The sequence below is a fragment of the Rhodobacter xanthinilyticus genome (assembly GCF_001856665.1).
GTDB lineage: Bacteria > Pseudomonadota > Alphaproteobacteria > Rhodobacterales > Rhodobacteraceae > Rhodobacter > Rhodobacter xanthinilyticus.
Genome location: NZ_CP017781.1, coordinates 2808699 through 2833466, shown reverse-complemented (window position 1 = coordinate 2833466; position 24768 = coordinate 2808699). Strand labels below are relative to the sequence as shown.

37 protein-coding genes are annotated in these 24768 nt (G+C 64.7%); 35 read left to right on the top strand and 2 right to left on the bottom strand.

The annotated features are described in order from the left end of the window. Positions 1 to 15: 15 nt before the first annotated feature. The gene (locus LPB142_RS13855) at positions 16 to 318 is read right to left on the bottom strand and encodes an SH3 domain-containing protein (RefSeq protein WP_071166711.1); all 303 of its coding nucleotides are present in this window, start codon (positions 316 to 318) and stop codon (positions 16 to 18) included. 273 nt (positions 319 to 591) lie between these two features. Between LPB142_RS13855 and rplB the strand changes: the two genes are divergently transcribed. The 17 genes from rplB (at position 592) to LPB142_RS13770 (ending at position 8273) form a co-directional block, all read left to right on the top strand. Beyond that, positions 592 to 1428 (top strand): 50S ribosomal protein L2, encoded by an 837-nt coding sequence (rplB, locus tag LPB142_RS13850; protein WP_068765029.1) that lies wholly within the window; start codon positions 592 to 594, stop codon positions 1426 to 1428. A gap of 3 nt (positions 1429 to 1431) precedes the next feature. Next, positions 1432 to 1710, top strand: coding sequence for a 30S ribosomal protein S19 (gene rpsS, locus LPB142_RS13845; RefSeq protein WP_068765028.1), 279 nt, complete (start codon positions 1432 to 1434; stop codon positions 1708 to 1710). Positions 1711 to 1715: 5 nt separating this feature from the next. Next, positions 1716 to 2096 (top strand): 50S ribosomal protein L22, encoded by a 381-nt coding sequence (gene rplV / locus LPB142_RS13840; RefSeq protein WP_068765027.1) that lies wholly within the window; start codon positions 1716 to 1718, stop codon positions 2094 to 2096. Continuing rightward, positions 2096 to 2812 (top strand): 30S ribosomal protein S3, encoded by a 717-nt coding sequence (gene rpsC / locus LPB142_RS13835; RefSeq protein WP_068765026.1) that lies wholly within the window; start codon positions 2096 to 2098, stop codon positions 2810 to 2812. Before rplV ends, rpsC begins: the two co-directional genes overlap by 1 nt. A gap of 13 nt (positions 2813 to 2825) precedes the next feature. Beyond that, positions 2826 to 3239 carry a 50S ribosomal protein L16 gene (gene rplP / locus LPB142_RS13830; protein WP_068765025.1) on the top strand — a complete coding sequence of 138 codons (414 nt, stop codon included), beginning with the start codon at positions 2826 to 2828 and terminating at the stop codon, positions 3237 to 3239. Between the two features lie 179 nt (positions 3240 to 3418). After that, entirely contained in the window at positions 3419 to 3619 is a 201-nt protein-coding gene (gene rpmC, locus LPB142_RS13825; protein ID WP_068765024.1) for a 50S ribosomal protein L29, read from the top strand. A 12-nt stretch (positions 3620 to 3631) separates the two neighbouring features. Further along, entirely contained in the window at positions 3632 to 3865 is a 234-nt protein-coding gene (rpsQ, locus tag LPB142_RS13820; RefSeq protein ID WP_068765023.1) for a 30S ribosomal protein S17, read from the top strand. 89 nt (positions 3866 to 3954) lie between these two features. Beyond that, entirely contained in the window at positions 3955 to 4323 is a 369-nt protein-coding gene (gene rplN / locus LPB142_RS13815) for a 50S ribosomal protein L14 (protein ID WP_013066055.1), read from the top strand. After that, positions 4323 to 4628, top strand: a complete 306-nt coding sequence (rplX, locus tag LPB142_RS13810; protein ID WP_071166710.1) for a 50S ribosomal protein L24 — start codon at positions 4323 to 4325, stop codon at positions 4626 to 4628. The genes rplN and rplX overlap by 1 nt, the downstream gene beginning before the upstream one ends. Then, positions 4628 to 5185, top strand: a complete 558-nt coding sequence (rplE, locus tag LPB142_RS13805) for a 50S ribosomal protein L5 (RefSeq protein WP_068765021.1) — start codon at positions 4628 to 4630, stop codon at positions 5183 to 5185. The genes rplX and rplE overlap by 1 nt, the downstream gene beginning before the upstream one ends. Before the next feature lie 18 nt (positions 5186 to 5203). Continuing rightward, complete coding sequence (gene rpsN / locus LPB142_RS13800; protein WP_068765020.1) at positions 5204 to 5509, top strand: 30S ribosomal protein S14; 306 nt, start codon at positions 5204 to 5206, stop codon at positions 5507 to 5509. Positions 5510 to 5521: 12 nt separating this feature from the next. Next, positions 5522 to 5920, top strand: coding sequence for a 30S ribosomal protein S8 (gene rpsH, locus LPB142_RS13795; protein ID WP_068765019.1), 399 nt, complete (start codon positions 5522 to 5524; stop codon positions 5918 to 5920). 10 nt (positions 5921 to 5930) lie between these two features. Beyond that, positions 5931 to 6464 carry a 50S ribosomal protein L6 gene (gene rplF / locus LPB142_RS13790; protein WP_068765018.1) on the top strand — a complete coding sequence of 178 codons (534 nt, stop codon included), beginning with the start codon at positions 5931 to 5933 and terminating at the stop codon, positions 6462 to 6464. 14 nt (positions 6465 to 6478) lie between these two features. Further along, positions 6479 to 6838 carry a 50S ribosomal protein L18 gene (rplR, locus tag LPB142_RS13785; protein ID WP_071166709.1) on the top strand — a complete coding sequence of 120 codons (360 nt, stop codon included), beginning with the start codon at positions 6479 to 6481 and terminating at the stop codon, positions 6836 to 6838. Between the two features lie 118 nt (positions 6839 to 6956). After that, the gene (gene rpsE / locus LPB142_RS13780) at positions 6957 to 7514 is read left to right on the top strand and encodes a 30S ribosomal protein S5 (protein ID WP_068765016.1); all 558 of its coding nucleotides are present in this window, start codon (positions 6957 to 6959) and stop codon (positions 7512 to 7514) included. Between the two features lie 12 nt (positions 7515 to 7526). Beyond that, the gene (gene rpmD / locus LPB142_RS13775) at positions 7527 to 7715 is read left to right on the top strand and encodes a 50S ribosomal protein L30 (protein ID WP_068765015.1); all 189 of its coding nucleotides are present in this window, start codon (positions 7527 to 7529) and stop codon (positions 7713 to 7715) included. Positions 7716 to 7943: 228 nt separating this feature from the next. Then, on the top strand, positions 7944 to 8273 hold the full coding sequence (locus LPB142_RS13770; RefSeq protein ID WP_068765014.1) for a ribonuclease E inhibitor RraB: 330 nt from the start codon (positions 7944 to 7946) through the stop codon (positions 8271 to 8273). A 19-nt stretch (positions 8274 to 8292) separates the two neighbouring features. Here the strand turns inward: LPB142_RS13770 and LPB142_RS13765 are convergent, their stop codons facing one another. Further along, positions 8293 to 8775, bottom strand: a complete 483-nt coding sequence (locus LPB142_RS13765; RefSeq protein WP_068765013.1) for a hypothetical protein — start codon at positions 8773 to 8775, stop codon at positions 8293 to 8295. Between the two features lie 214 nt (positions 8776 to 8989). Here LPB142_RS13765 and rplO point away from each other — a divergent pair, with 214 nt between their 5' ends. The 18 genes from rplO to LPB142_RS13675 all read left to right on the top strand — a co-directional run bounded on the left by rplO (position 8990) and on the right by LPB142_RS13675 (position 24763). Beyond that, positions 8990 to 9448, top strand: a complete 459-nt coding sequence (gene rplO, locus LPB142_RS13760) for a 50S ribosomal protein L15 (protein ID WP_068765012.1) — start codon at positions 8990 to 8992, stop codon at positions 9446 to 9448. A gap of 102 nt (positions 9449 to 9550) precedes the next feature. Continuing rightward, positions 9551 to 10909 (top strand): preprotein translocase subunit SecY, encoded by a 1359-nt coding sequence (secY, locus tag LPB142_RS13755; protein WP_083392693.1) that lies wholly within the window; start codon positions 9551 to 9553, stop codon positions 10907 to 10909. A 20-nt stretch (positions 10910 to 10929) separates the two neighbouring features. Next, positions 10930 to 11520 (top strand): adenylate kinase, encoded by a 591-nt coding sequence (locus tag LPB142_RS13750; RefSeq protein ID WP_068765010.1) that lies wholly within the window; start codon positions 10930 to 10932, stop codon positions 11518 to 11520. Between the two features lie 171 nt (positions 11521 to 11691). Continuing rightward, positions 11692 to 12060: a 30S ribosomal protein S13 gene (rpsM, locus tag LPB142_RS13745; protein ID WP_068765009.1), complete on the top strand. Its 369-nt coding sequence runs from the start codon at positions 11692 to 11694 to the stop codon at positions 12058 to 12060. A 15-nt stretch (positions 12061 to 12075) separates the two neighbouring features. Next, entirely contained in the window at positions 12076 to 12465 is a 390-nt protein-coding gene (gene rpsK, locus LPB142_RS13740) for a 30S ribosomal protein S11 (protein WP_068765008.1), read from the top strand. 122 nt (positions 12466 to 12587) lie between these two features. Further along, entirely contained in the window at positions 12588 to 13604 is a 1017-nt protein-coding gene (locus LPB142_RS13735) for a DNA-directed RNA polymerase subunit alpha (RefSeq protein ID WP_068765052.1), read from the top strand. 150 nt (positions 13605 to 13754) lie between these two features. Then, a complete protein-coding gene (gene rplQ, locus LPB142_RS13730) occupies positions 13755 to 14171 on the top strand; it encodes a 50S ribosomal protein L17 (RefSeq protein ID WP_068765007.1) in 417 nt (138 codons plus the stop codon). A 304-nt stretch (positions 14172 to 14475) separates the two neighbouring features. Next, on the top strand, positions 14476 to 15060 hold the full coding sequence (locus LPB142_RS13725) for a helix-turn-helix transcriptional regulator (protein WP_231878928.1): 585 nt from the start codon (positions 14476 to 14478) through the stop codon (positions 15058 to 15060). Between the two features lie 51 nt (positions 15061 to 15111). Next, complete coding sequence (locus LPB142_RS13720) at positions 15112 to 15696, top strand: acyl-homoserine-lactone synthase (protein ID WP_071166707.1); 585 nt, start codon at positions 15112 to 15114, stop codon at positions 15694 to 15696. 151 nt (positions 15697 to 15847) lie between these two features. Continuing rightward, complete coding sequence (locus LPB142_RS13715) at positions 15848 to 17161, top strand: replication-associated recombination protein A (RefSeq protein ID WP_071166706.1); 1314 nt, start codon at positions 15848 to 15850, stop codon at positions 17159 to 17161. Positions 17162 to 17207: 46 nt separating this feature from the next. Continuing rightward, on the top strand, positions 17208 to 17588 hold the full coding sequence (gene crcB, locus LPB142_RS13710) for a fluoride efflux transporter CrcB (protein WP_068765003.1): 381 nt from the start codon (positions 17208 to 17210) through the stop codon (positions 17586 to 17588). Further along, on the top strand, positions 17585 to 18667 hold the full coding sequence (locus LPB142_RS13705; RefSeq protein ID WP_071166705.1) for an RluA family pseudouridine synthase: 1083 nt from the start codon (positions 17585 to 17587) through the stop codon (positions 18665 to 18667). The genes crcB and LPB142_RS13705 overlap by 4 nt, the downstream gene beginning before the upstream one ends. Beyond that, complete coding sequence (locus LPB142_RS13700) at positions 18664 to 19329, top strand: HAD-IA family hydrolase (RefSeq protein WP_071166704.1); 666 nt, start codon at positions 18664 to 18666, stop codon at positions 19327 to 19329. The genes LPB142_RS13705 and LPB142_RS13700 overlap by 4 nt, the downstream gene beginning before the upstream one ends. Beyond that, positions 19326 to 20036, top strand: a complete 711-nt coding sequence (locus LPB142_RS13695) for an ATP12 family chaperone protein (protein WP_071166703.1) — start codon at positions 19326 to 19328, stop codon at positions 20034 to 20036. Before LPB142_RS13700 ends, LPB142_RS13695 begins: the two co-directional genes overlap by 4 nt. 220 nt (positions 20037 to 20256) lie before the next feature. Continuing rightward, positions 20257 to 21273 carry an amino acid ABC transporter substrate-binding protein gene (locus LPB142_RS13690; protein WP_068764999.1) on the top strand — a complete coding sequence of 339 codons (1017 nt, stop codon included), beginning with the start codon at positions 20257 to 20259 and terminating at the stop codon, positions 21271 to 21273. Positions 21274 to 21385: 112 nt separating this feature from the next. After that, positions 21386 to 22651 carry an amino acid ABC transporter permease gene (locus LPB142_RS13685; protein ID WP_071166702.1) on the top strand — a complete coding sequence of 422 codons (1266 nt, stop codon included), beginning with the start codon at positions 21386 to 21388 and terminating at the stop codon, positions 22649 to 22651. 1 nt (position 22652) lies between these two features. After that, positions 22653 to 23960 (top strand): amino acid ABC transporter permease, encoded by a 1308-nt coding sequence (locus LPB142_RS13680; protein WP_068764997.1) that lies wholly within the window; start codon positions 22653 to 22655, stop codon positions 23958 to 23960. An 11-nt stretch (positions 23961 to 23971) separates the two neighbouring features. Then, positions 23972 to 24763 (top strand): amino acid ABC transporter ATP-binding protein, encoded by a 792-nt coding sequence (locus tag LPB142_RS13675; protein WP_068764996.1) that lies wholly within the window; start codon positions 23972 to 23974, stop codon positions 24761 to 24763. The last annotated feature ends 5 nt before the right edge of the window (positions 24764 to 24768 follow it).

Here is a 24768-nt window from a genome sequence, read left to right as displayed (position 1 = left end):
GCCTTTTCCTTTGGCTCAGCGGCTTTCGCGCAGATAGGCGTCGGCGACATAACCGGTCAGCCCGCGCGCGATATCGAGCGAGACCTTGCACCAGCGCGTGCCGCCGATCAGCTCGCAGCTGCGCACATGCACCACCGTGTCATTGGGCAGGCCGAGGATGATCTTGTAGCCAAGCCCCGGCCCGGCGCGCAGCTTGAGCATATCCTCGCCCTTCACGCCATAGACCTCATAGGTGCCGCGGGTGCCGGCCTGGGCGGGGGTGGTAAGGGCGAGGGGGGCGGCCACGAGGGCGGCCAGGGCGAGGGAGAAGGGGCGCATCGTCGGTCCTGTCATCTGCTTTTGGCGCAGGTTAGACAGCCCGCCGCGCCGGGGGAATAGGGCAGGGCGCCGGGGCGGCATATTCCTGCCATCTTGGCTATAGACTCGCCCCCGCATCCCTGCTACATCGCGCCAGTCTCGCAGCCCCGGATTCGTTCCGGGGCTCATGACTTTTGAACTTTGGGACCTTCGGGGCCCTTTACACGTGGGACCTTCGGGGCCCTTGAACAGATAGCGGGGCAACCCGCTGCAAGCTAACGGAAGACAGAAAGCATGGCACTCAAGTCGTATAAACCGACGACGCCGGGCCAGCGTGGGCTGGTTCTGATCGACCGTTCGGAGCTTTGGAAAGGCCGTCCGGTCAAAGCCCTCACTGAGGGCCTGACGAAGACCGGTGGCCGGAACAATACCGGGCGCGTCACGATGTGGCACAAGGGTGGTGGCGCCAAGCGTCTCTACCGGATCGTCGACTTCAAACGTCGCAAGTTCGACATCCCGGCGGTCGTTGAGCGGATCGAATATGACCCGAACCGCACCGCCTTCATCGCGCTGGTGAAGTATTCGGACGGTGAACTCGCCTACATCCTCGCGCCGCAGCGCCTCGCCGTTGGCGACAGCGTGATCGCGGGCGCGAAACAAGACATCAAGCCCGGCAACGCGATGCCGTTCTCGGGCATGCCGATCGGCACGATCGTGCACAACGTCGAGCTGAAGCCCGGCAAGGGCGGCCAGCTGGCGCGTGCGGCGGGCACCTATGCCCAGTTCGTCGGCCGTGACGGCGGTTACGCGCAGATCCGCCTCTCGTCGGGCGAACTGCGTCTCGTGCGTCAAGAATGCATGGCCACCATCGGTGCCGTGTCGAACGCCGACCACTCGAACCAGAACTTCGGTAAAGCCGGCCGTATGCGTCACAAGGGCGTCCGCCCGACCGTGCGCGGCGTTGCCATGAACCCGATCGACCACCCGCATGGCGGTGGTGAAGGCCGCACCTCGGGTGGCCGTCACCCGGTGACCCCGTGGGGCAAGCCCACCAAGGGCAAGCGCACCCGGTCGAACAAGAAAACGGATAAATACATCCTCCGTTCGCGTCACGCTAAGAAGGGTCGTTAAGATATGGCACGTTCTCTTTGGAAAGGCCCTTTCGTTGACGCCTATCTGCTGAAAAAAGCGGAAAAAGCGCGCGCGTCGGGCAAGGGCGAAGTGATCAAGATCTGGTCGCGTCGTTCCACCATCCTGCCGCAGTTCGTGGGCCTCACCTTCGGGGTCTACAACGGTCAGAAGCACATCCCGGTCAACGTGACCGAGGAAATGATCGGCCAGAAGTTCGGTGAATATTCGCCGACCCGGACCTATTACGGTCACGCCGCCGACAAGAAAGCCAAGAGGAAGTAAGAGCCATGGGTAAGGAAAACAATCCGCGCCGCGTGGCGGATAACGAAGCCTTCGCCAAAACGAAGATGCTTCGCACCTCGCCGCAGAAGCTGAATCTCGTCGCCGCGCTGATCCGTGGCAAGAAGGTCGACAAGGCTCTGGCCGATCTGACCTTCTCGAACAAGCGCGTTGCGCTCGACGTGAAGAAGTGCCTGCAATCGGCGATCGCCAATGCGGAAAACAACCATGGTCTCGACGTCGACAGCCTCGTCGTCGCGGAAGCCTGGGTTGGCAAGAACCTCGTGATGAAGCGTGGCCGTCCGCGTGCCCGTGGCCGTTTCGGCAAGATCATGAAGCCGTTTTCGGAAATCACCATCAAGGTGCGTCAAGTCGAGGAGCGTGCGTAATGGGACAGAAGGTTAACCCCATTGGGATGCGTCTCCAGGTCAACCGCACCTGGGACAGCCGCTGGTATGCCGACAGCAAGGACTACGGCAACCTCCTGCTCGAAGACCTCAAGATGCGTGAATTCATCCACGAGGAAGCCAAGCAGGCCGGTATCTCGCGCGTGATCATCGAACGTCCGCACAAGAAGTGCCGCGTCACGATCCACGCCGCGCGTCCGGGCGTCATCATCGGCAAAAAAGGCGCCGACATCGAAGTGCTGCGCAAGAAGCTGGCGAATTTCACCGCTTCGGAACTGCACCTCAACATCGTCGAAGTCCGCAAGCCGGAGCTCGATGCGCAGCTGGTCGCCGAGTCGATCTGCCAGCAGCTCGAGCGTCGTGTCTCGTTCCGCCGCGCGATGAAACGCGCCGTGCAGAACGCGATGCGCATGGGCGCCCTCGGCATCCGTGTGAACGTTTCGGGCCGCCTCGGTGGCGCCGAGATCGCGCGGACCGAATGGTACCGTGAAGGCCGCGTGCCGCTGCACACGCTGCGCGCCGACATCGATTACGCCCTGGACGAAGCCATGACCCCCTATGGGATCATCGGTGTGAAAGTCTGGATCTTCAAAGGCGAGATCATGGAACATGATCCGCAGGCCCGTGATCGCAAGGCCGCCGAAGCCCAAGATGGCCCGGCGCCCCGCGGTCCGCGTCGCGACCGCGACGCACGCTGAGGAGTGACTCGAGATGCTGCAACCGAAACGGACGAAATTCCGCAAACAGCACAAGGGCCGCATCCACGGTGAGGCCAAAGGCGGCTTCAACCTGAACTTCGGTTCCTTCGCCCTCAAGGCGACCGAACCGGAGCGTGTGACCGCGCGTCAGATCGAAGCGGCCCGCCGCGCGATCACCCGCCACATGAAGCGTCAGGGCCGTGTCTGGATCCGCGTGTTCCCCGATACCCCGGTCTCGTCGAAGCCGACGGAAGTCCGGATGGGTAAAGGCAAGGGCTCGGTCGATTACTGGGCGGCCAAGGTCAAGCCGGGCCGGATCATGTTCGAGATCGACGGCGTGTCCGAATCGATCGCCCGCGAGGCGCTCCGCCTTGGCGCGAACAAGCTTCCGGTCATGACCCGCATCGTGGCCCGCGAAGACTGGTAATCCGGTCTCGTGCGACAGACAGGAGCCCCCGGTGCGCCGGGGGCTCTTTTTATTTCGGAATCGCTTGCAGGATGGGGCGCGCGGTGCTATGGCCCGCGGGTCCGCTTGCGGACTGACATAACCCACCAGACACAGGGTCACCCTCCGGGGGCCCTCTGGTGCCAAGAAAGGACCCTGGGATGAAAGCCCAAGAACTCAAGGCGAAGACGCCTGACGAGCTCCGTGACGCGCTCGTCGCGCTGAAGAAGGAAGCCTTCAACCTCCGCTTCCAGCAGGCCACCGGTCAGCTCGAAAACACCGCCCGCATGCGCGCTGTCCGTCGTGACGTCGCCCGCATCAAGACGGTTCTGAACGCCAAAGCCGCTGAAGCCGCGAACTGAGGAGAGCTTTCCATGCCCAAACGTATCCTTCAAGGCGTCGTGACCTCCGACAAGAACGATCAGACGATCACCGTTCTCGTGGAACGCCGCTTCAAGCACCCGCTGCTGCAAAAAACCGTGCGTAAGTCGAAGAAATACCGTGCGCACGACGCGGCGAACCAATTCAAGACTGGCGACGTTGTCCGCATCGAGGAATGCGCGCCGATCTCGAAGACCAAGCGCTGGACGGTCGTCGTCGAGGCCTGATTTTCATCAGGCCCGGCGATAAACACCAGTTTATCGAAACCCTGGGGCGATTAACTGCATAATCGTCTCCAAAGGTCGGGAGAAACCAAATGATCCAGATGCAGACCAATCTGGATGTCGCTGACAACTCCGGCGCTCGCCGAGTTCAGTGCATCAAGGTCCTGGGCGGCTCGCATCGCCGCTACGCCTCCGTGGGCGACATCATCGTGGTGTCGGTCAAGGAAGCGATTCCGAAAGGCCGTGTGAAAAAGGGTGACGTCCGCAAGGCCGTCGTCGTGCGCACCGCCAAGGAAGTCCGTCGCGAAGATGGCACCGCCATCCGCTTCGACCGCAACGCCGCCGTCATCCTGAACAACCAGGGCGAACCGGTCGGCACCCGTATCTTCGGGCCGGTCGTTCGCGAACTGCGCGCGAAGAACTTCATGAAGATCATCTCGCTGGCTCCGGAGGTGCTGTGATGGCTGCGAAACTCCGCAAAGGCGACAAGGTCGTCGTGCTCACCGGCAAGGACAAGGGCAAGCAAGGTGAAATCACCACCGTCATGCCCAAGGACAACAAGGCGATCGTCGACGGCGTGAACATGGCGATCCGCCACACCCGTCAGAGCCAGACCTCGCAGGGCGGCCGCATCTCGAAAGCGATGCCGATCGATCTGTCGAACCTCGCGCTCGTCGATGCCAACGGCAAAGCGACCCGCGTCGGCTTCCGCATGGAAGGCGAGAAGAAGGTCCGTTTCGCCAAGACCACCGGGGAGGCGATCTGATGCTCGACCAAGCCACCTATACCCCGCGCCTCAAGGCGCTCTATGCCTCGACGATCCGGGCCGCTCTGAAAGAAGAGTTCGGGTTCAAGAACGACATGATGATCCCGAAGCTCGAAAAGATCGTGATCAACATGGGCGTTGGCGAGGCCGTCAAGGACACCAAGAAGGTCAAGCAGGCCGCCGAAGAGCTCTCGCTCATCGCCGGTCAGAAGGCTGTCATCACGAAAGCCAAGAAATCGGTCGCCGGTTTCCGCGTTCGTGAAGAGATGCCGCTGGGCTGCAAGGTCACCCTGCGGGGCGACCGGATGTTCGAATTCCTCGACCGTCTGATCAACGTTGCGATGCCGCGCGTGCGCGACTTCCGTGGCGTGAAACCGGCGTTCGACGGCCGTGGCAACTTCGCCATGGGCCTGAAGGAGCACATCGTGTTCCCGGAAATCGACTTCGACAAAGTGGACGAAGTGCTCGGCATGGACATCATCATGGTGACCTCGTCGAAATCGGACGCTGAAGCCAAGGCGCTGTTGAAGGCTTTCAACATGCCGTTCAACGCCTGATCGCGGGGAGACAATCATATGGCTAAGAAATCCATGGTTGCGCGCGAAGTGAAGCGTCAGCAACTCGTCACCAAATACGCCGGCAAGCGCGCTGCGCTCAAGGCGATCGTTGCCAACGCGGACCTGCCGATGGAAGAGCGCTTCAAGGCGTCTCTGAAACTGGCGGAACTGCCCCGCAACTCGTCGGCCGTCCGCCTGCACAACCGGTGCCAGCTCACCGGCCGTCCGCATGCGTACTATCGTAAGCTCAAACTCTCGCGGATCATGCTGCGCGAACTGGCCTCCTTCGGCCAGATCCCCGGCATGGTGAAGTCGAGCTGGTAAGGGAGACCGGGAATGTCTGTGAACGATCCCCTCGGCGATATGCTGACCCGCATCCGCAACGCGCAAATGCGCGGCAAGTCCACCGTGAAAACCCCCGCGTCGAAGCTGCGCGCCTGGGTTCTCGACGTGCTTGCGGCGGAAGGCTACATCCGTGGCTATGAAACCAAGACCTGCGAGAAGGGCCTGCCCGAACTCGAGATCAGCCTGAAGTATTTCGAAGGCGCCCCGGTCATCCGCGAACTCAAGCGCGTTTCGACCCCCGGCCGCCGCGTTTATGCTTCGGTCAAGGAAATCCCGACCGTCCGTCAGGGCCTCGGCATTTCGATCGTCTCCACGCCGAAAGGCGTCATGACGGACGCGGCTGCGCGCACTGCCAACGTTGGCGGTGAAGTGCTCTGCACCGTGTTCTAAGGAGGTTCTGATGTCTCGTATTGGTAAGAAACCGGTCGAGCTGCCCGCTGGCACCACTGCCACGCTGGCCGGTCAGACCATCGAAGTGAAGGGCCCGAAAGGGACCCGCAGCTTCACCGCCACCGACGACGTGACGATCGCGATTGACGGCAACACCGTCACCGTGACGCCGCGCGGCACGTCGAAGCGCGCCCGTCAACAGTGGGGCATGGCCCGTTCGATGATCGAGAATCTCGGCATCGGCGTGACCACCGGCTTCAAGAAAGAGCTCGAAATTCAAGGTGTGGGTTACCGCGCCGCGATGCAGGGCAATGTTCTGAAGCTGTCGCTCGGCTATTCGCATGAAGTGAACTTCGAGGTTCCCGCCGGCGTGACCGTCGCGACCCCGAAGCAAACGGAAATCACCGTCGAAGGCATCGACCAACAGCTGGTCGGCCAGGTTGCGGCGAATATCCGTGAGTGGCGTCGTCCCGAGCCCTACAAGGGCAAAGGGATCCGCTATAAGGGCGAGTACGTCTTCCGCAAGGAAGGCAAGAAGAAGTAAGGGGCGCGAGAAAAATGGCGAACAACAAACGAGAGCTGTTCCTCAAACGCCGCCTGCGCGTCCGGAACAAAATCAAGGCGATGGCCAATGGCCGCGCTCGTCTGTCGGTGCACCGCTCGTCGAAGAACATCAGCGTCCAGCTGATCGACGACACGAACGGCGTGACGCTTGCTGCGGCTTCGACCCTCGAGAAGGATCTCGGGCTCGTCGGCAAGAACAACGTCGAAGCGGCCACCAAAATCGGTGCGACGATTGCCGAGCGCGCGAAAGCGGCTGGCATCGAAGAGTGCTACTTCGACCGCGGCGGCTTCCTGTTCCACGGGAAGATCAAAGCGCTGGCCGATGCGGCCCGCGAAGGCGGCCTGAAGTTCTGAGCCAGTGGGGGACGTCCGCGTCCCCCCGATGATCCGGGAGCGCCCCCGCGCCTGTGGCGGGCGCTCACCAGGATTGGATTGAACGGCGTGATACCACGCCTCACGAAAGGAATGCCTCATGGCAGAACGTGAAAACCGCCGGGAACGCCGCGCCGAGCGCGAGGAAACCCCGGAATTCGCCGATCGTCTGGTGACGATCAACCGCGTCTCGAAAACCGTGAAGGGTGGTAAGCGCTTCGGCTTCGCCGCGCTCGTCGTCGTCGGTGACCAACGTGGTCGCGTCGGCTTCGGCAAAGGCAAAGCGAAAGAAGTGCCGGAAGCGATCCGCAAGGCGACCGAGCAGGCGAAACGCTCGCTCGTCCGCATCCCGCTGAAAGACGGCCGCACGCTGCACCACGACATCGAGGGCCGTCACGGCGCTGGCAAGGTCGTGATGCGCACCGCGGTTCCGGGCACCGGGATCATCGCGGGCGGCCCGATGCGCGCCGTCTTCGAGATGCTGGGTGTTCAGGACGTCGTGGCGAAATCGCTCGGCTCGCAGAACCCCTACAACATGATCCGTGCGACCATCGACGGCCTCAAGCAGGAATCGTCGCCCCGTCACGTCGCGGCGCGCCGCGGCAAGAAGGTGGCCGACATCCTCGCGAAGCCCGAAGCCGAGTCGGCGGAAGCCTGAGGAGACTGACCAATGGCGAAAACCATCGTTGTGAAGCAAATCGCGTCCGCTGCCCGCCGTCCGGCGATCCAGGCGGCGACGCTCAAGGGCCTGGGCCTTGGCAAACTCAACCGCACCCGTGAGCTCGAGGATACCCCCTCGGTCCGCGGCATGGTCAACAAGATCCCGCATCTGGTGACCATCGTGGAAGAGCGCGGCTGATCCAGCCCCTCTGACGACATCGACGCGCCCCGGTCGCTTGGCCGGGGCGCGTTCGCGTTTCAGCCCCGATTGCGCGGTGCGCGGCGCGGGGCTAGCCTCTGGCCAAACGGGCGCGGGGGAATATGCGCCGTCTGGCGCGCTGTCTGACACGGGGCGGCGCCCGGCGTCGGTTTGGGCGCGGCGGCGGCTCAAGGCAATTCAGGCGCGCGCGGCGCGAAGGAGCAGGCGATGGAACTCGAGGAATTGAAGGCCGAAACCGCGAAGTTTTTCGCGCAGCTCGAGGCCGAGGGCGGGTTGCCCGCGCAGGCGGTGGCGGTGTTCCGGTTCCTGCCCGAGGGGCCGGATGCCGATTGGGACGCGTTTTCCGAGGCGGCCGAGGCGGGCGGGTTCGAGGTGAGCTGGTATGAGGCGGAGGGCGATGAGCCGGAGTGCCTCGAGGTCGAGACCCCGCCCGGCGTGCCCTCGGCGGCCTGGATCTGGAGCTGGGAGGAGCCCTTGATCCTGCTCGGCGCGCTGCATGGCTTTGCGGCCGAGGGCTGGGGGATCGAGGGGGTCTGAGCCCCCTCGCGGTCTCGGCTCAGAGGCAGGCGACGGTGACCGTGAAGGTCTGATAGACCGTCGGATAGGCGCTGGTGTAGCTGCGGACCGGCTTGTCGCCGACGCGCGAGATCTCGCGCCAGGCGCCGCCACAGGCGGTCTGCGCCTTTTTCGCGATATTGGGCTCGAGGAAGCGGCCGGCGAGGACGCCGTTGAGGGTCGTCGTCACGCGGATTTGGGCCGTGCGCCCGGTCGCTGCGGGGGCCGGATAGGCGGCGGGCGCCGACGCGGCGGCGGCATAGGGCGAGGCCATCGGCGCGGGCGCTTCGAGCACGGCGGGCACATCGGCGGCCGGGGCCGCCATCGGCGCGGCCGGGGCGGCCATCGCGACGGGCGCGGCGGGCGCGCCATAGCCCGGCGCGGCATAGGTTTGCGGGCTGTAGGGGGCGTTGACCGGGGCGGAGCCGCAGGCAGCCAGGGCGCCGCTCAGGGCGAGCGCGGAAAACGGGCGGAGAAATCGCATGGGAAGATCCTGAACCAATCGGGATAGTTTGACGGCGCCGAAGCTAGGGCAGGGGGGGGCAACAGCGCAAGGCCCGGCGGGCGGAAGGCTGTTGATTTGTGGGCGGGGCCGCTCTATACGCCCCCGGTGGCACTCGGCCACGAGAATCAATCAAGAAACGCCGCGTGTGCCCCTCTGTCGCTTGTGGGGGCATTTCCGGCAAAGGAGAAGCGACATGAAACTGAACGAACTTCGCGACAACGAAGGCGCTGCCCGCAAGAAAAAACGCGTTGCGCGCGGCCCGGGCTCGGGCAAGGGCAAAACCGCTGGCCGTGGTATCAAGGGCCAGAAATCGCGTTCGGGCGTGGCTCTGAACGGCTATGAAGGCGGCCAGATGCCGCTCTACCGGCGTCTGCCGAAGCGCGGCTTCACCAAGCCGAACCGCCTCTCCTTCGCCGTCGTGAACCTCGGCCTGATCGAGAAATTCATTGGGCTGGGCAAGCTCGACGCCTCGGTCGCGATCACCGAAGACGCGCTGGTCGCCTCGGGCCTCGTGCGCCGCAAACTCGACGGCGTGCGCGTGCTCGCCAAGGGTGAGATCACCTCGAAAGTGACCCTCGAAGTGACCGGCGCCTCGAAAGCCGCGATCGAAGCCGTCGAAAAGGCCGGCGGCAAGCTGACCGTTGCCGAATAATGTTGTGGGCGGGTCGCGGCCCGCTTACATAGGCAACAGTTTTCCAGGCGCCGCCGAACCGGGGAACGGTCCGGCGGCGCTTCGCATGAAAGAGACGGGCATATGGCATCTGCTGCAGAGCAAATGGCGGCGAACCTGAGCTGGGGCGCCCTGGGCAAGGCCACCGAGCTTCGCCAACGGATTTTCTTCACGATCGGTCTTCTGATCATCTACCGCCTCGGCACCTATATCCCCGTCCCGGGGATCGACGCCGATCGGCTGCGCGAATTCATGGAGGGGGCGGCCTCGGGCCTCGGGGGGATGCTCTCGATGTTCACCGGCGGCGCGCTTGGCCGCATGGGGATCTTCGCGCTCGGCATCATGCCCTATATCTCCGCCTCGATCATCGTGCAGCTGCTCACCTCGCTGGTGCCGTCGCTCGAACAGATGAAGAAAGAGGGCGAGCAGGGCCGCAAGAAGATCAACCAGATCACCCGCTATGCGACCGTGGGTCTGGCGACCTTCCAGGCGCTCGGCTTGGCGCGCTCGCTCGAAGCGGGCGATCTCGCGCATGACCCGGGGATGTTCTTCATCGCTTCGGTGGTGATCACGCTCGTGGGCGGCACGATGTTCCTGATGTGGCTCGGCGAGCAGATCACCGCGCGCGGCATCGGCAACGGCGTCTCGCTGATCATCTTCGTCGGCATCATCGCCAACATCCCGGCCGCTCTGGCGAGCTTCTTCGAGCAAGGCCGCGCCGGCGCGATCTCGACGCCGGTGATCCTTGGCGTGATGGTCATGGTGGTGCTGGTGATCGCCTTCGTGGTGTTCATGGAACGCGCGCTGCGCAAGATCCATATCCAGTATCCTCGCCGCCAGGTCGGCATGAAGATCTATGACGGCGGCTCCTCGCATCTGCCGATCAAGGTCAACCCGGCGGGCGTGATCCCGGCGATCTTCGCCTCGTCGCTGCTGCTTCTGCCGACCACGATCGCGACTTTCTCGGGCTCGCAGACCGGGCCGGTGATGTCGACGATCCTGGCCTATTTCGGCCCGGGCCAGCCGCTCTATCTCGCGTTCTTCACCGCGATGATCGTCTTCTTCGCCTATTTCTACACCGCCAACGTCGCCTTCAAGGCCGATGAGGTGGCCGAGAACCTGAAGAATCAGGGCGGCTTCATCCCGGGGATCCGCCCGGGCAAGAAGACCGAGGATTATCTCGATTACGTCGTCGCGCGCGTGCTGGTGATCGGCTCGGCCTATCTGGCGGCGGTCTGTCTGCTGCCGGAGATCCTGCGCTCGCAACTGTCGATCCCGTTCTACTTCGGCGGCACCTCGGTGCTGATCGTGGTCTCGGTGACGATGGACACGATCAACCAGGTTCAATCGCATCTTCTCGCGCATCAATACGAGGGTCTGATTGAGCGTTCGCAACTGCGGGGCAAGAAGAAGACGACCCGCAAAGCGCCGGCGCGGCGCTGATCCTTGAGGGGGGACATCCGATGACCAACATCATTCTTCTGGGGCCGCCCGGCGCCGGCAAGGGCACGCAGGCCACCCGTCTCGTCAAGGAGCGCGGCATGGTCCAGCTCTCGACCGGCGACATGCTGCGCGAAGCCAAGACCTCGGGCACCGAGATGGGCAAGCGCGTCGCCGAGGTGATGGACCGCGGCGAGCTCGTCACCGACGAGATCGTGATCGGGCTGATCGAGGAGAAGCTCAAGGCCGGTGGCGGCGCGGGCTTCATCTTCGACGGCTTCCCGCGCACGCTCGCGCAAGCCGATGCGCTCAACGCGCTTCTCGCCAAGCTCGGCCAGAAGCTCGAGGGCGCGATCCAGCTCGTCGTGGATGACGAGGCGCTGATCTCGCGGATCGTCGGCCGCGCCGACGAAGCCCGCGCCGCCGGCCTGCCGGTGCGCGCCGATGACAACCCGGAAGTCTTCGCCGACCGCCTGCGCGCCTATTACAAGAGCACCGCGCCGCTGATCGGCTATTACTACCATGCGGGCGATCTCTTCACCGTCGACGGGATGGCCTCGCCCGACGCGGTGGCCGGCCAGATCGCCGCGATCCTCGACCAACAAGCCGAATGAGCGAGATCTCGCTTGACCGGAAGGGCAATACCCTCTAGGTCACGGCGTCTCGACTGAGAATCGCCTGAGTCTGTTCGCAGGCTCAGGCGTTTTAGCGGCCCGGCCTTCTTACCGGGTCAGTTGTGAAAAAAGGTTCTGGGGCTACGGAACCGCAACAAAAGGAAAGTCGCTTTGGCACGTATTGCTGGCGTCAACATTCCGACCGGGAAACGCGTCCCGATCGCTCTTCAGTATATCCATGGCATCGGCCCGCTGTTCGCGAAGCAGATCGTCGACGCCGTGGGCATCGACGAGACCCGTCGCGTCAACGACCTCACCGACGCCGAAGTTCTCGCGATCCGCGAATACATCGACGCCAACTTCACCGTTGAGGGCGACCTGCGCCGTGAAGTCTCGATGAACATCAAGCGTCTGATGGACCTCGGCTGCTACCGCGGCCTGCGTCACCGTCGCAACCTGCCGGTTCGCGGTCAGCGCACCCACACCAACGCCCGTACCCGCAAGGGCCCGGCCAAGCCGATCGCCGGCAAGAAGAAGTAAGGGGGAGGGTGAGATATGGCTCGCGATAAGACCCGCGTCAAACGCAAGGAACGCAAGAACATCGCCGCTGGTGTGGTGCATGTGAATTCGTCGTTCAACAACACCAAGATCCTGATCTCCGACGTTCAGGGCAACGCCATTTCGTGGTCGTCCTCGGGCACCATGGGCTTCAAGGGTTCGCGCAAATCGACCCCCTACGCCGCCCAGATGGCTGCTGAGGACGCTGCCCGCAAGGCGCAGGAACACGGCCTCAAGACCGTCGACGTGGAAGTTCAGGGCCCGGGTTCGGGTCGTGAATCGGCGCTGCGCGCGCTGGCCGCTGTCGGCCTCACGATCACCTCGATCCGGGACGTGACCCCGATCGCGCACAACGGCTGCCGTCCGCCGAAGCGTCGCCGCGTGTGATCTGATATTTCCGGGTCGGGCCGTGTGGGGGAAAGCTCCGCGCGGCCCGGCCTCTTTGGCATTTTCCTCGGGCGTTCCGGTCTTTGGGACATGGGTCCGGAACAAGTATGGAGGCAGAGCGCATGATCCACAAGAATTGGGCTGAGCTGATCAAGCCGACGCAGCTTGAAGTCAAGCCGGGCAATGACCCGCAGCGTCAAGCGACCGTCGTCGCCGAACCGCTCGAGCGCGGCTTCGGCCTGACGCTCGGCAACGCGCTGCGCCGCGTGCTGATGTCGTCGCTGCAAGGCGCGGCGATCACCTCGGTGCAGATCGACAACGTCCTGCACGAGTTCTCCTCGGTCGCGGGCGTGCGGGAAGATGTCACCGACATCATCCTCAACCTCAAGGGCGTGTCGCTCAAGATGGACGTCGAAGGGCCCAAGCGCCTCTCGATCTCGGCCAAGGGGCCGGGCGTGGTCACCGCGGGCGACATCTCGGAATCGGCGGGCATCGAAGTGCTCAACAAAGAGCACGTCGTGTGCCACCTCGACGATGGGGCGGATCTGTTCATGGAACTGACCGTCAACACCGGCAAGGGCTATGTCGCCGCCGACAAGAACAAGCCTGAAGATGCGCCGATCGGCCTGATCGCGATCGACGCGATCTATTCGCCGGTCAAGAAGGTCGCTTACGAGGTCCAGCCGACCCGTGAGGGCCAGGTGCTCGACTATGACAAGCTGACGATGAAGATCGAAACCGATGGCTCGATCTCGCCGGAAGACGCGGTGGCCTATGCCGCGCGCATCCTGCAAGACCAGCTCTCGATCTTCGTGAACTTCGACGAGCCGGAAGCGGCGGGCAAACAGGACGCGGACGACGGGCTGGAATTCAACCCGCTGCTGCTCAAGAAAGTCGACGAGCTCGAGCTTTCGGTCCGCTCGGCGAACTGCCTCAAGAACGACAACATCGTCTATATCGGCGATCTCATCCAGAAGACCGAAGCCGAGATGCTCCGCACCCCGAACTTCGGCCGCAAGTCGCTCAACGAGATCAAGGAAGTGCTCTCGGGCATGGGTCTGCATCTCGGGATGGAAGTCGAAGATTGGCCGCCGGAAAACATCGAAGATCTGGCGAAGCGCTTCGAAGATCAGTTCTGATCCGAGCCGCTTGACAGCTTCGGGGGGCGCGGCTAAAGCGCCCCCCAGAAATGCCCGGTCAGCCGGGGAACCCTGGGCACCCGCCCCAACGACGCACCGCCCAACGCAGGCGGCGCAACACAAAGCAAAACGCAACTACGGAGATACCCCATGCGTCACGCCCGTGGCTACCGCCGCCTGAACCGCACCCACGAACACCGCAAGGCGCTGTTCGCCAACATGTGCGGCTCGCTCATCGAGCACGAACAAATCAAAACCACGCTTCCGAAAGCCAAGGAACTCCGCCCGATCATCGAAAAGCTGATCACCCTGGCGAAGCGGGGCGACCTGCATGCCCGCCGTCAGGTCGCGGCGATGCTGAAGGAAGACAAGGATGTCGCGAAACTCTTCGCCGTCCTCGGCCCGCGCTACAAGGAGCGCGCCGGTGGTTACACCCGCGTCCTGAAAGCCGGCTTCCGCTATGGCGACATGGCGCCGATGGCGATCATCGAATTCGTCGACCGTGACCCGGCCGCCAAAGGCGCCGCCGACAAGGCGCGTCTGGCTGCGGAAGAAGCCGCCGAGTAATCTTCTCGCCGCCGCGCGAGATCTGAAACCCCGCCCTGGTGGCGGGGTTTTGCAGTTTGCAACGAGTCTTCCGAACCGTTCGGTCGTGCGGATCTGTCAACTGGCGCCGGCGCCAACAGGTCAGAAAAATTAACCGCATCGGGCGATGATTTCGCCAACTTCCCCCGCGAAGAGTGTTCTGCGCGGCCAACGTTCTATATACAGGGCACACCCCCCACCGGGTCCCGAGAACTCAATTTAAAGTTGACGGATAGCCCCCCAACCTGTCTAAAAGGATATGTCATTTAACCGCGCAACGACGGAAATGTTGGACGAACTGGCTCAGCTTTCACCCCTCGGATTCACCGTAGGGCTGCATATTCGCTTCGCGACGCCGCTCGTCTATCACAGCACCTTCCCCGCGGGTTGGGTGCGCCACTACAACGACAACGCTTTTTATCTGCGCGATCCGCTCGTGTTCTGGGGGATTGGCACCACCGGTGTCACCCGCTGGAGCGAGATCACGCTGCCCGACCCGTTTGAGGTGATCAAACAGGCCGGTGACTTCGGCCTGAAATACGGGGCGACCTCGTCCTGTGGGCCGATTACGTCGCGTTCGATCGTCGGGATCGGTCGGGGGGACCGAGAGTTTACCGACGCGGAGCTGGCGAAGCTGGAGGGAATCGCGAGGCGGCTGCACGAGGAGAATACCCCTCCGAGTGAACTGACCCAGGCTCAAATCGAAGCATTGCAATGCATTTCGAATGGGGATCGCCACACTGCTGCGGCTGCCAAGCTGGGAATTTCCGAGAGCGCATTCAAGGCCCGACTGAAATCGGCGCGGATCCGGCTGCAAGCCCGGACGACCTCGGAAGCCGTGCGCAAAGCGCGAGAATACAGACTGTTGTAAGCCCGAGGTGGCGCTTCCCCTGAGGTTTTTAACCCCAAGGAGGCAAAACTCATGGAAGCGACCACTCTCTCCTACACCAACTTGCACAACCATGGCGAGCTTTTCGCCAATTTCTTTCGCGCGCGGCACGAAACCTTTATCGGCCGCAAGCGTTGGGATCTGCCGCAGGTCGATGGCATGGAATTCGACCAATATGACACGGCGGCGAGCCGCTGGGTGGCGGTGCATGACCGCGGCCAGGTGCTCGCGGGGGTGCGGCTTTTGCCCACCACCCACAGCTGCGGGATCTATTCCTACATGATCCGCGATGCGCAGCGCGGGCTCCTGGGCTCGATCCCGAGCCAGCTTTTGTGGCGCGAGGCGCCGATCGGCCAGCATATCTGGGAATGTTCGCGGATCTTCGTCTCCGAGGCGGTGCCCGCGCGCGCGCGTCTCGGCGTGCAGTTCCAGCTGATCCACGAAATGGTGCTCTCGGCGCGCGATTTGGGCGCCTCGATGGTGCTCGGGCTGATCCCGGCCAATGCGCCGCGGCTCGCGCGCCGGGTCGGGCTCGATTGCCAGCCGATCGGCGAGGTGATGCAGATCGGCGAGCCCCATGTCTGCGTGGAAATCTCGCTCGCGACGAAAATGCATTAACGTTACCGGCGTTAAGGCTTGCGTAAGGAGTCGGGGCGTAACCTGACCCTGTTGAGACCCATCGTTCTCTCCCTCCTGCCCCCGCGCCCGCGCGGGGGCTTTTCTTTGCGCCCCCCTTTCGCGGCGCGCCGCGCGGCGTTATCTCTGGCGCATGCCCGATCTTTTCGACGCCCCCGGGGCCGGCGAGGCCGCTCCGCCCGCCCATCGCCCGCTCGCGGACCGGATCCGCCCGCAACATCTCTCCGAGGTGATCGGGCAGGAACATGTGCTCGGCCCCGAGGCGCCCCTGGGCGCGATGCTCGCCGCGGGCTCGCTCAGCTCGCTGATTCTCTGGGGCCCGCCCGGTGTCGGCAAGACCACGATCGCGCGCCTCCTCGCCTCGGAAACCGACCGCGCCTTCGTGCAGATCTCGGCGATCTTCTCGGGCGTGCCGGAGCTGCGCAAGGTCTTCGAGGCGGCGAAACTGCGCGCCACCCAGGGCCGCGGCACGCTCCTCTTCGTCGACGAGATCCACCGCTTCAACAAGGCCCAGCAGGACAGTTTTCTGCCCTATATGGAGGACGGCACGATCCTCCTCGTCGGCGCCACGACCGAGAACCCGAGCTTCGAGCTCAACGCCGCCGTGCTCTCGCGCGCGCAGGTGGTGATCCTTGAGCGGCTGACGCTGGCGAGCCTCGAGCGGCTCGCGCAGCGCGCCGAGAAGGCGCTCGGCCGGGCCTTGCCGCTGAAGGCCCCCGCGCGCGAGGCGCTGCTCGAAATGGCCGATGGCGACGGGCGCGCGCTTCTCAACCTGATCGAACAGGTCACAGCCTGGAAACTCGCGCAGCCGCTCGATGTGGCGGGGCTCTCCAGCCGGCTGATGCGGCGCGCGGCGAAATACGACAAATCCGGCGATGAACATTATAACCTCATCTCCGCGCTGCATAAATCGGTGCGCGGCTCGGACCCGGACGCGGCGCTTTACTGGTATGCGCGGATGCTCGAGGGCGGGGAGGATCCGCGCTATCTCGCGCGGCGGCTGATCCGCATGGCGGTCGAGGATATCGGGCTCGCCGACCCGCAGGCGCAGAGCCACGCGCTCCACGCCTGGGAGACCTATGAGCGGCTCGGCTCGCCCGAGGGCGAGCTGGCGCTCGCGCAAACGGTGATCTATCTCGCGCTCGCGCCGAAATCGAACGCGGGTTATGTCGCCTACAAGGCCGCGCGGGAGGCCGCGCGCAAGACCGGCTCCGAGCCGCCGCCGCGCCATATCCTGAACGCGCCGACGCGGCTGATGGAGGAGCAGGGCTTCGGCGCGGGCTATCACTATGACCATGACGCCGAGGACGGGTTCTCGGGGCAGAATTACTTCCCCGAGACGATGAAGCGCCCGGTGCTTTACGCCCCCGTCGAGCGCGGCTTCGAGCGCGAGCTGAAAAAGCGGGTCGAGTGGTTTGCCAAGCTGCGCGAGAAGCGCGGCGGTTGACATTCGGGCGCGGCGGCGCTTTTGAGGCAGGCCAAAGGAGAGAGCCATGCTCGGAACCATTCTTCAGGTCGCGCTCGGAGGGGCGATCGGCGCCTCGGGGCGCTACCTTTCGGGGGTGGCGATCTTGCGTCTCTTCGGGCCGCAGGTGATCCCGCTCGGGGTGATCTTCGTCAATGTGCTCGGCTCGTTCCTGATGGGGGCGCTGGTCGCCTTTCTCGGCCAGAAGGGCCTGAGCCATTGGAACGCGTTTCTCGCGACCGGGGTCCTGGGCGGGTTCACGACGTTCTCGTCCTTCTCGCTCGAGACCTGGACGCTGATCGAGCGCGGCGATGTGGGCCACGCGGCCTTTTATGTGGCGTTTTCGGTGGTGGTCTCGCTGTCGGCGCTGGTGTTTGGGATTTATACAATGCGGTGGGTGCTGGCATGAGCGGAGTTCAGATCCTCAAGGTGACCGAGGATGAGGGCGAGCAGCGGCTCGACCGGTGGCTGAAGCGGCGGTTTGCGCAGCTCAGCCAGGGCGCGATCGAGAAGATGTGCCGCACGGGGCAGCTGCGCGTCGATGGCGGGCGGGTGAAGGCCTCGAGCCGCGTCGCGCCGGGGATGGAGGTGCGCGTGCCGCCCCTGCCGGCGGCGGCGCCTGTGCCCGAGGGCGAGGCCGCGGCGCGCGGGCCGCGGGGCCCGCGGGCTCCGGGCGGGCGGATCTCGGACGCGGATGCCGAGATGATCCAGGCCTGCGTGCTGTGGCGCGATGAGCATATCATCGCGCTGAACAAGCCGCCGGGCCTGCCCTCGCAGGGCGGCTCGGGGCAGGGCGACCGCCATGTCGACGGGCTGCTCGAGGCGCTCAAATTCGGCTACAAGGATCGCCCGAAGATGGTCCACCGGCTCGACAAGGATACCTCGGGCGTGCTCCTGATCGCGCGCACCGACCGGATCGCGCGCGCGCTCTCCGAGGCCTTCCGCCACAAGACCACCCGCAAGATCTATTGGGCCGCCGTCGCCGGCGTGCCGAGCCCGAAGATGGGCACGGTGCGCTTTGGCCTGATGAAGGCGCCCGGCCATGGCCGCGGCGGCGAGGGCGAGAAGATGGTCTGTATCCACCCCGCCAAGCTCGGCGATTACCCCGACGCCAAACGCGCCACCACCGATTATGCGGTGCTCGATGCGCTGGGGAGCCGCGCGGCCTGGATGGCGCTCGTGCCGATCACCGGGCGCACCCACCAGCTGCGCGCCCATATGGCCGAGATCGGCCATCCGATCGTGGGCGACGGCAAATATGGCGGCTCGAGCCAGGAAAACTTGGGCGATGGCTGGGGCGCGCAACTCGGCGGCGAGATCTCGCGCAAGCTGCATCTGCACGCCCGCCAGATCTCCTTCGACCACCCGATCACCAAGAAGCGCGTCACCGTCGTCGCGCCCTTGCCCGAGCACATGAAGCGCACCTGGAAGACGCTCGGCTGGGTCGAGAACGACGTGCCCGCCGACCCGTTCGAGGAGCTCGAATGAAGCTCGTCCTCTTCGACGTCGACGGCACGATCTCCGACAGCCAGGCGCAGATCTGCGCGGCGATGGATTACGGCTTCACCGAGCTCGGCCTGCCGGTGCCGCCGCGCGCGGCGATCTTGTCGATCGTCGGGCTGTCGCTGCCGGAGGCGGTGGCGCGGCTCGTGCCCGATCAGCCGCCCGCGGTGCAGGACCGGATCGTCGCCTATTACAAGCAAAGCTACATGGCGCACCGCAAGGTCGAGCCCGCGCCGCTCTACCCCGGCGCGGCGGAGCTTCTGCACCGGCTCGCCGCGCGCGAGGATATCTTTCTCGGCGTCGCGACCGGCAAATCGCGCCGCGGGCTCGAGGCGCTGATCGCCCATCACGGGCTCGAGGGGCTGTTCTTCACCCGGCAGGTGGCCGATGACCACCCCTCGAAGCCGCATCCCGCGATGGTCGAGGCGGCGCTCGCGGAGACGGGCGTGGCGCCCGGCGCGGCGGTGATGATCGGCGACACGAGCTATGATATCGAGATGGGCCGCGCGGCCGGGGTGGCGACGATCGGGGTGGCCTGGGGCTATCACCCGGTGGCCGATCTCGTCGCCGCGGGCGCGGGGCGGCTGGTGGCGGATTTCGCGGCGCTCGAGGCCGCGCTTGAGGAATTTCTGGGGGAGAGCGCATGAGCGGCTGGGCACCGAAACGGTTCTGGAAAGAGGCGACGGTCGTGGAGGCGGAGGGCGGCTATACCGTCTCGCTCGACGGGCGCGCGGTGAAGACGCCGGCGAAGGCGCCCCTTGTCGTGCCCGCGCGCGCGATGGCCGAGGCGATCGCGGCGGAATGGGAGGCGCAGGCCGAGAAGATCGACCCGAACACGATGCCGGTCACCCGCGGCGCCAATTCCGCGATCGACAAGGTCGCCAGGCAACATGCCGAGGTGGCCGAGCTGATCGCGGCCTATGGCGGCACCGATCTCCTGTGCTACCGCGCCGAGGCGCCCGAGCCCTTGGTCGCGCGGCAGGCGGCGGGCTGGGATCCGCTGCTTGATTGGGCCGCGGCCGAGCTCGGCGCGCGGCTGACCGTCACCGCCGGGGTGATCCCGGTGGCGCAGCCCGCCCCCGCGCAGGCCGCGCTTGCCGCGCGCGTCGCGGCGATGGACCCGTGGGAGCTCGCCGCGCTCCATGATCTCGTCGGCATCACCGGCTCGCTGGTGCTCGGCCTCGCGGTCGCCCTGGGCCGGATCGACGCCGCCACCGCCTGGGATCTGGCGCGCATCGACGAGGCCTGGCAGATCGAGCAATGGGGCGAGGATGAGGAGGCCGCCGAACAGGCCGCCTTCAAACGCGCAGCCCTGCTCGACGCCGAGCGATTCTGGCAGCTGCACCACGGCTGAGCCCGCGAGACCCCGCCCGGACCGGCCGGGAGGGGGCAATCTTTTTGGGCAGTTGTCCGAAAGAGAGGCACTTGGCGCGGCGGAAATCGGAAACGGTCCTTGACCTTCTTTGATCAAATGGCCCAAACTTTCTTCATTGGGGTCAACCCAAGGACGTTTCAGCCCAACAAGGGCCTAGGACCGCCTCACCAAGAGGCGGCAACTCAGGAAGAGGTAACCAATGAAGAAATCCGTATTTCTCGGCACGCTGGCGGTTGCGGCGCTCGCGGGTGGCATCGCCGGTGCCAGCACGCTCGATGACGTCAAGGCCCGTGGCGAGCTGAACTGCGGCGTGAACACCGGCCTCGTCGGCTTTGCCGCGCCGGACGCCAATGGCAACTGGTCGGGCTTCGACGTCGCGCTGTGCAAGGCCGTCGCCGCCGCCGTTCTGGGCGACCCGGCGAAGGTCAAATATGTGCCGACCACCGGCCAGACCCGCTTCACCGCGCTCGCCTCGGGCGAGATCGACATGCTGGCGCGCAACTCGACCTGGACCTTCTCGCGCGACACCGACCTCAAGCTCGATTTCGTCGGCGTGAACTATTACGACGGCCAGGGCTTCATGGTCCGCAAGGAAAGCGGCATCACCTCGGCGAAAGAACTCGACGGCGCCTCGGTCTGCATCCAGACCGGCACCACCACCGAGCTCAACCTGGCTGACTATTTCAAAGCCAACAACATCACCTACCAGCCGATCACCATCGACAGCAACGCCGAGGGTGAACAGCAATATCTGGCCGGCGCCTGCGACGCCTATACCACCGACGCCTCGGGCCTCGCGGCGACCCGTGCGGCCTTCGCCGACCCGGAAAACCACATCATCCTGCCGGAAATCATCTCGAAAGAGCCGCTCGGGCCGGCCGTGCGCCACGGCGACAACCAGTGGGGCGATATCGTCCGCTGGACGCTCAACGCGCTGATCGCCGCCGAAGAATACGGCATTACCTCGGCCAATATCGATGAGCTGGCCAAAGGCACCGAGAACCCGGAAATCAACCGTATCCTCGGCGTCGAAGGCGAGCTCGGCAAGATGACCGGCCTCGACAACGACTGGGCGGTGCGCGCGATCAAGGCGGGCGGCAACTACGGCGAGATCTTCGCCGCGACGATCGGCGAATCGACCCCGATCGGGCTGGCGCGCGGGCTGAACGCGCAATGGACCCAGGGCGGGCTGCTCTACACCCCGCCGTTCCGTTGATCTGACTTCGGCAGGGGCGCCCGGGTGGCGCCCCCGCCTTTACATGTGACCCGACGGCGCGAAGAAACGCGGGCAAAAGCCCGGAGGCACCGCGGGGACAGGGGAAACAACTATGACCAGCGCCTCAGATGTGCCGGAGCACCGCTTCCGGCTCAGTCAGCTCATTTACGACACCCGCTACCGCTCGCTGACGATCCAGGTCGTCACGCTGATGCTGGTGATGGCGGGGGCGGGCTGGCTGATCGACAACACGATCCAGAACCTCCACCAGCTCGGCAAGGATTTCAACTTCAGCTTCCTGGGCAACCGGGCGGGCTATGATATCGGCCAACAGCTGATCCCTTACACCAACGACAACACCCATGCCCGGGCGATGCTCGTGGGGCTCTTGAATACGCTCTGGGTCTCGGTGCTCGGCTGCGCGACGGCGACGGTGCTGGGGGTGATCATCGGCGTGCTGCGGCTCTCCAACAACTGGCTCGTGGGGCGGCTGATGACCGTCTATGTCGAGACCTTCCGCAACATCCCGGTGCTGCTGTGGATCCTCGTCTCGATCGCGCTGCTGACCGAGGTGACGCCGAGCCCGCGCGATTACAAGATCGACGCGGCGACGGGCGCGGCCAAGGCCGAGATGATCCTGTTCGACTCGATCGCCTTCACCAACCGCTATACCGCGATCCCGGCGGTGCGGTTCGAGAACAGCCTCGGCGCGATCCCGACCCCGCTCGCGCCGATCTCGCTGAATTTCCTCGCGCTCGCGGCGGTGCTGATCGCCTCGGTCTGGGCCAATCGCCGCCTCAAGGCCCATGCCGCACGGGTGCAGGAGACCACGGGCCGCCGCCCGGTGACCTGGTGGAAGAGCCTCGCGCTGCTGACCGTGCCGTTTCTGGGCGTGTTCGTCGCGCTCGGCGGGCATCTGGTCGAGCCCGCGCTCAAGGGCTTCAACTTCACCGGCGGGATGAATGTCTCGAACGCCTTTGTCGCGCTCTGGGCGGGGCTGTCGCTCTACACGGCGGCCTTCATCGCCGAGATCGTCCGCGCCGGCATCCTCGCGATCTCGAAGGGCCAGACCGAGGCCGCCTATGCGCTCGGCCTGCGCCCCAACCGCACGATGAGCCTCGTGGTTCTGCCGCAGGCGCTGCGGGTGATCGTGCCGCCCTTGATCTCGCAATATCTCAACCTGACGAAGAACTCCTCGCTCGCGATCGCGGTGGGTTACATGGATCTGCGCGGCACGCTGGGCGGTATCACGCTCAACCAGACCGGCCGCGAGCTCGAGGCTATCTTGTTGATGATGCTCATCTATCTCGCGGTGTCGCTGACCATCTCGGGGCTGATGAACCTGTTCAACAACGCCGTCAAACTGAAGGAGCGGTGAGATGAGCCCCCAATCCCAATCCTTCGTGCGCGCCGAGATGCTGCCCCCCAAGGCGCCGCCCGCGACCCAATCGGGCGTGCTCAAATGGCTGCGCGAGAACCTGTTTTCGGGCCCGCTCAACACGGTGCTGACGCTCGCGGGGCTCGCGGTCGTCTACCTTCTCGTGACGCATTTCTACCCCTGGTTCCGCCACAGCGTCTGGAACGCGAATTCGATGGCCGAATGTCGCGCCACGATCGCCGCGACCTGGGGCGAGGGGGCGACGGGCGCGTGCTGGGGCGTGATCCGCGAGCGCTGGCACCAGTTCCTCTTCGGCTTCTACCCGCCCGAGCTTTACTGGCGCCCGATCCTGACCTTCCTCGGCCTGTTCGTGGCGGTCGCGCCGGTGCTCTTCACCGGCCTGCCGCGGCAGATGCTCGCCTTCTCGGCGGCGTTTCCGCTGCTGGCGATCTGGCTGCTCTGGGGCGGCTCGGTCTGGCCGGTGGTGATGATCGCGGCGGGCTTTGCGCTCGGTTTTGCGGCGCTCAAGGTGCTCGGGCCGCGCTCGACGCTCCTTGCCACGATCGCGGCGGTGGTGGGGCCGGTGCTCTTTTGGCTCTTCGTGACCGGGCCGGTCGATGACCTGCTGACGCAGATCGTGCCGATCGCGCTGACCCCGGTCGCCTCGGACCGCTTCGGCGGGTTCCTGCTTGCCATCACCATCGGCGCGGGCGGTATCGCGCTCTCGCTGCCGCTGGGCGTGGTGCTCGCGCTTGGCCGGCAATCGAACATGTTCCTGATCAAATCGCTCTCGGTGATGTTCATCGAATTCATCCGCGGCGTGCCGCTGATCACGCTCCTGTTCGTGGCCTCGCTTCTGCTGAACTATTTCCTGCCGCCGGGCACCCAGTTCGACATCATTCTGCGCGTCATGATCCTCGTCACGCTCTTTGCCGCGGCCTATATCGCCGAGGTGATCCGCGGCGGGCTCGCGGCGCTGCCGCGCGGCCAATATGAGGCGGCCGACGCGCTCGGGCTCGATTACTGGAAGGCGCAGCGGCTGATCATCCTGCCGCAGGCGCTGAAGATCTCGATCCCGGGGATCGTCTCGACCTTCATCGGCATGTTCAAGGACACCACGCTCGTGACCTTCGTCGGCCTCTTCGACCCGCTCAAGGGCATCCCCGATTTCATCCGCGCCGATTTCGCCTGGAAAGGCATCTATTGGGAGCCCTTCCTCTTCGTCGGCGCGATCTTCTTCCTCCTCAACTTCAGCATGTCGCGCTACGCAATGTATCTCGAGCGCAAGCTGAAGCGTGACCATCGCTAAGGAGTTCCCCCATGACGGAACCGCATTTCGAACGCAACGTCGACCGCTCGCATATGCAGGTCTCTGACGAGGTCGCGATCCAGATCGAGCAGATGAACAAGTGGTATGGCCAGTTCCACGTGCTGCGCGACATCAACCTCACCGTGAACCGCGGCGAGCGGATCGTCATCGCCGGGCCCTCGGGCTCGGGGAAATCGACGATGATCCGCTGCATCAACCGCCTCGAGGAGCACCAGTCGGGCAAGATCATCGTCGATGGCACCGAGCTCACCTCGGATCTGAAGAACATCGACAAGGTGCGTTCCGAGGTCGGCATGGTGTTCCAGCATTTCAACCTCTTCCCGCATCTGACGATCCTCGAGAATTGCACCCTCGCGCCGATCTGGGTGCGTAAGGTGCCGAAGAAGGAAGCCATTGAAACGGCGATGTATTTCCTCGAGAAGGTGAAGATCCCCGATCAGGCGCACAAATACCCCGGCCAGCTCTCGGGCGGCCAGCAACAGCGCGTCGCGATCGCGCGCAGCCTGTGCATGAAGCCGCGGATCATGCTCTTTGACGAGCCGACCTCGGCGCTCGACCCGGAGATGATCAAGGAGGTGCTCGACACGATGATCGAGCTCGCCGAGGAGGGGATGACGATGCTCTGTGTGACCCATGAGATGGGCTTTGCGCAGGCGGTGGCGAACCGGGTGATCTTCATGGATCAGGGGCAGATCGTCGAGCAGAACAACCCGCACGATTTCTTCCACAACCCGCAGTCGGAGCGCACCAAGCTCTTCCTGAGCCAGATCCTCGGGCATTGAGGAAG

Bases quoted from the DNA above. Each gene is read 5' to 3' on its own strand.
- rplN (WP_013066055.1), top strand. From the start codon at position 3,955: ATGATCCAGATGCAGACCAATCTGGATGTCGCTGACAACTCCGGCGCT.
- rpsE (WP_068765016.1), top strand. From the start codon at position 6,957: ATGGCAGAACGTGAAAACCGCCGGGAACGCCGCGCCGAGCGCGAGGAA.
- LPB142_RS13725 (WP_231878928.1), top strand. From the start codon at position 14,476: ATGTTGGACGAACTGGCTCAGCTTTCACCCCTCGGATTCACCGTAGGG.
- rpmD (WP_068765015.1), top strand. From the start codon at position 7,527: ATGGCGAAAACCATCGTTGTGAAGCAAATCGCGTCCGCTGCCCGCCGT.
- LPB142_RS13685 (WP_071166702.1), top strand. From the start codon at position 21,386: ATGACCAGCGCCTCAGATGTGCCGGAGCACCGCTTCCGGCTCAGTCAG.
- LPB142_RS13715 (WP_071166706.1), top strand. From the start codon at position 15,848: ATGCCCGATCTTTTCGACGCCCCCGGGGCCGGCGAGGCCGCTCCGCCC.
- rpsS (WP_068765028.1), top strand. From the start codon at position 1,432: ATGGCACGTTCTCTTTGGAAAGGCCCTTTCGTTGACGCCTATCTGCTG.
- crcB (WP_068765003.1), top strand. From the start codon at position 17,208: ATGCTCGGAACCATTCTTCAGGTCGCGCTCGGAGGGGCGATCGGCGCC.
- LPB142_RS13705 (WP_071166705.1), top strand. From the start codon at position 17,585: ATGAGCGGAGTTCAGATCCTCAAGGTGACCGAGGATGAGGGCGAGCAG.
- secY (WP_083392693.1), top strand. From the start codon at position 9,551: ATGGCATCTGCTGCAGAGCAAATGGCGGCGAACCTGAGCTGGGGCGCC.
- rpsN (WP_068765020.1), top strand. From the start codon at position 5,204: ATGGCTAAGAAATCCATGGTTGCGCGCGAAGTGAAGCGTCAGCAACTC.
- LPB142_RS13765 (WP_068765013.1), bottom strand. From the start codon at position 8,775: ATGCGATTTCTCCGCCCGTTTTCCGCGCTCGCCCTGAGCGGCGCCCTG.
- LPB142_RS13770 (WP_068765014.1), top strand. From the start codon at position 7,944: ATGGAACTCGAGGAATTGAAGGCCGAAACCGCGAAGTTTTTCGCGCAG.
- rpsC (WP_068765026.1), top strand. From the start codon at position 2,096: ATGGGACAGAAGGTTAACCCCATTGGGATGCGTCTCCAGGTCAACCGC.
- LPB142_RS13855 (WP_071166711.1), bottom strand. From the start codon at position 318: ATGCGCCCCTTCTCCCTCGCCCTGGCCGCCCTCGTGGCCGCCCCCCTC.
- rplO (WP_068765012.1), top strand. From the start codon at position 8,990: ATGAAACTGAACGAACTTCGCGACAACGAAGGCGCTGCCCGCAAGAAA.
- rplP (WP_068765025.1), top strand. From the start codon at position 2,826: ATGCTGCAACCGAAACGGACGAAATTCCGCAAACAGCACAAGGGCCGC.
- rplR (WP_071166709.1), top strand. From the start codon at position 6,479: ATGGCGAACAACAAACGAGAGCTGTTCCTCAAACGCCGCCTGCGCGTC.
- rpsH (WP_068765019.1), top strand. From the start codon at position 5,522: ATGTCTGTGAACGATCCCCTCGGCGATATGCTGACCCGCATCCGCAAC.
- rpsQ (WP_068765023.1), top strand. From the start codon at position 3,632: ATGCCCAAACGTATCCTTCAAGGCGTCGTGACCTCCGACAAGAACGAT.
- rplX (WP_071166710.1), top strand. From the start codon at position 4,323: ATGGCTGCGAAACTCCGCAAAGGCGACAAGGTCGTCGTGCTCACCGGC.
- LPB142_RS13700 (WP_071166704.1), top strand. From the start codon at position 18,664: ATGAAGCTCGTCCTCTTCGACGTCGACGGCACGATCTCCGACAGCCAG.
- rplV (WP_068765027.1), top strand. From the start codon at position 1,716: ATGGGTAAGGAAAACAATCCGCGCCGCGTGGCGGATAACGAAGCCTTC.
- rplF (WP_068765018.1), top strand. From the start codon at position 5,931: ATGTCTCGTATTGGTAAGAAACCGGTCGAGCTGCCCGCTGGCACCACT.
- rpmC (WP_068765024.1), top strand. From the start codon at position 3,419: ATGAAAGCCCAAGAACTCAAGGCGAAGACGCCTGACGAGCTCCGTGAC.
- LPB142_RS13720 (WP_071166707.1), top strand. From the start codon at position 15,112: ATGGAAGCGACCACTCTCTCCTACACCAACTTGCACAACCATGGCGAG.
- LPB142_RS13695 (WP_071166703.1), top strand. From the start codon at position 19,326: ATGAGCGGCTGGGCACCGAAACGGTTCTGGAAAGAGGCGACGGTCGTG.
- LPB142_RS13675 (WP_068764996.1), top strand. From the start codon at position 23,972: ATGACGGAACCGCATTTCGAACGCAACGTCGACCGCTCGCATATGCAG.
- LPB142_RS13690 (WP_068764999.1), top strand. From the start codon at position 20,257: ATGAAGAAATCCGTATTTCTCGGCACGCTGGCGGTTGCGGCGCTCGCG.
- LPB142_RS13735 (WP_068765052.1), top strand. From the start codon at position 12,588: ATGATCCACAAGAATTGGGCTGAGCTGATCAAGCCGACGCAGCTTGAA.
- rpsK (WP_068765008.1), top strand. From the start codon at position 12,076: ATGGCTCGCGATAAGACCCGCGTCAAACGCAAGGAACGCAAGAACATC.
- rplB (WP_068765029.1), top strand. From the start codon at position 592: ATGGCACTCAAGTCGTATAAACCGACGACGCCGGGCCAGCGTGGGCTG.
- LPB142_RS13750 (WP_068765010.1), top strand. From the start codon at position 10,930: ATGACCAACATCATTCTTCTGGGGCCGCCCGGCGCCGGCAAGGGCACG.
- LPB142_RS13680 (WP_068764997.1), top strand. From the start codon at position 22,653: ATGAGCCCCCAATCCCAATCCTTCGTGCGCGCCGAGATGCTGCCCCCC.
- rplQ (WP_068765007.1), top strand. From the start codon at position 13,755: ATGCGTCACGCCCGTGGCTACCGCCGCCTGAACCGCACCCACGAACAC.
- rplE (WP_068765021.1), top strand. From the start codon at position 4,628: ATGCTCGACCAAGCCACCTATACCCCGCGCCTCAAGGCGCTCTATGCC.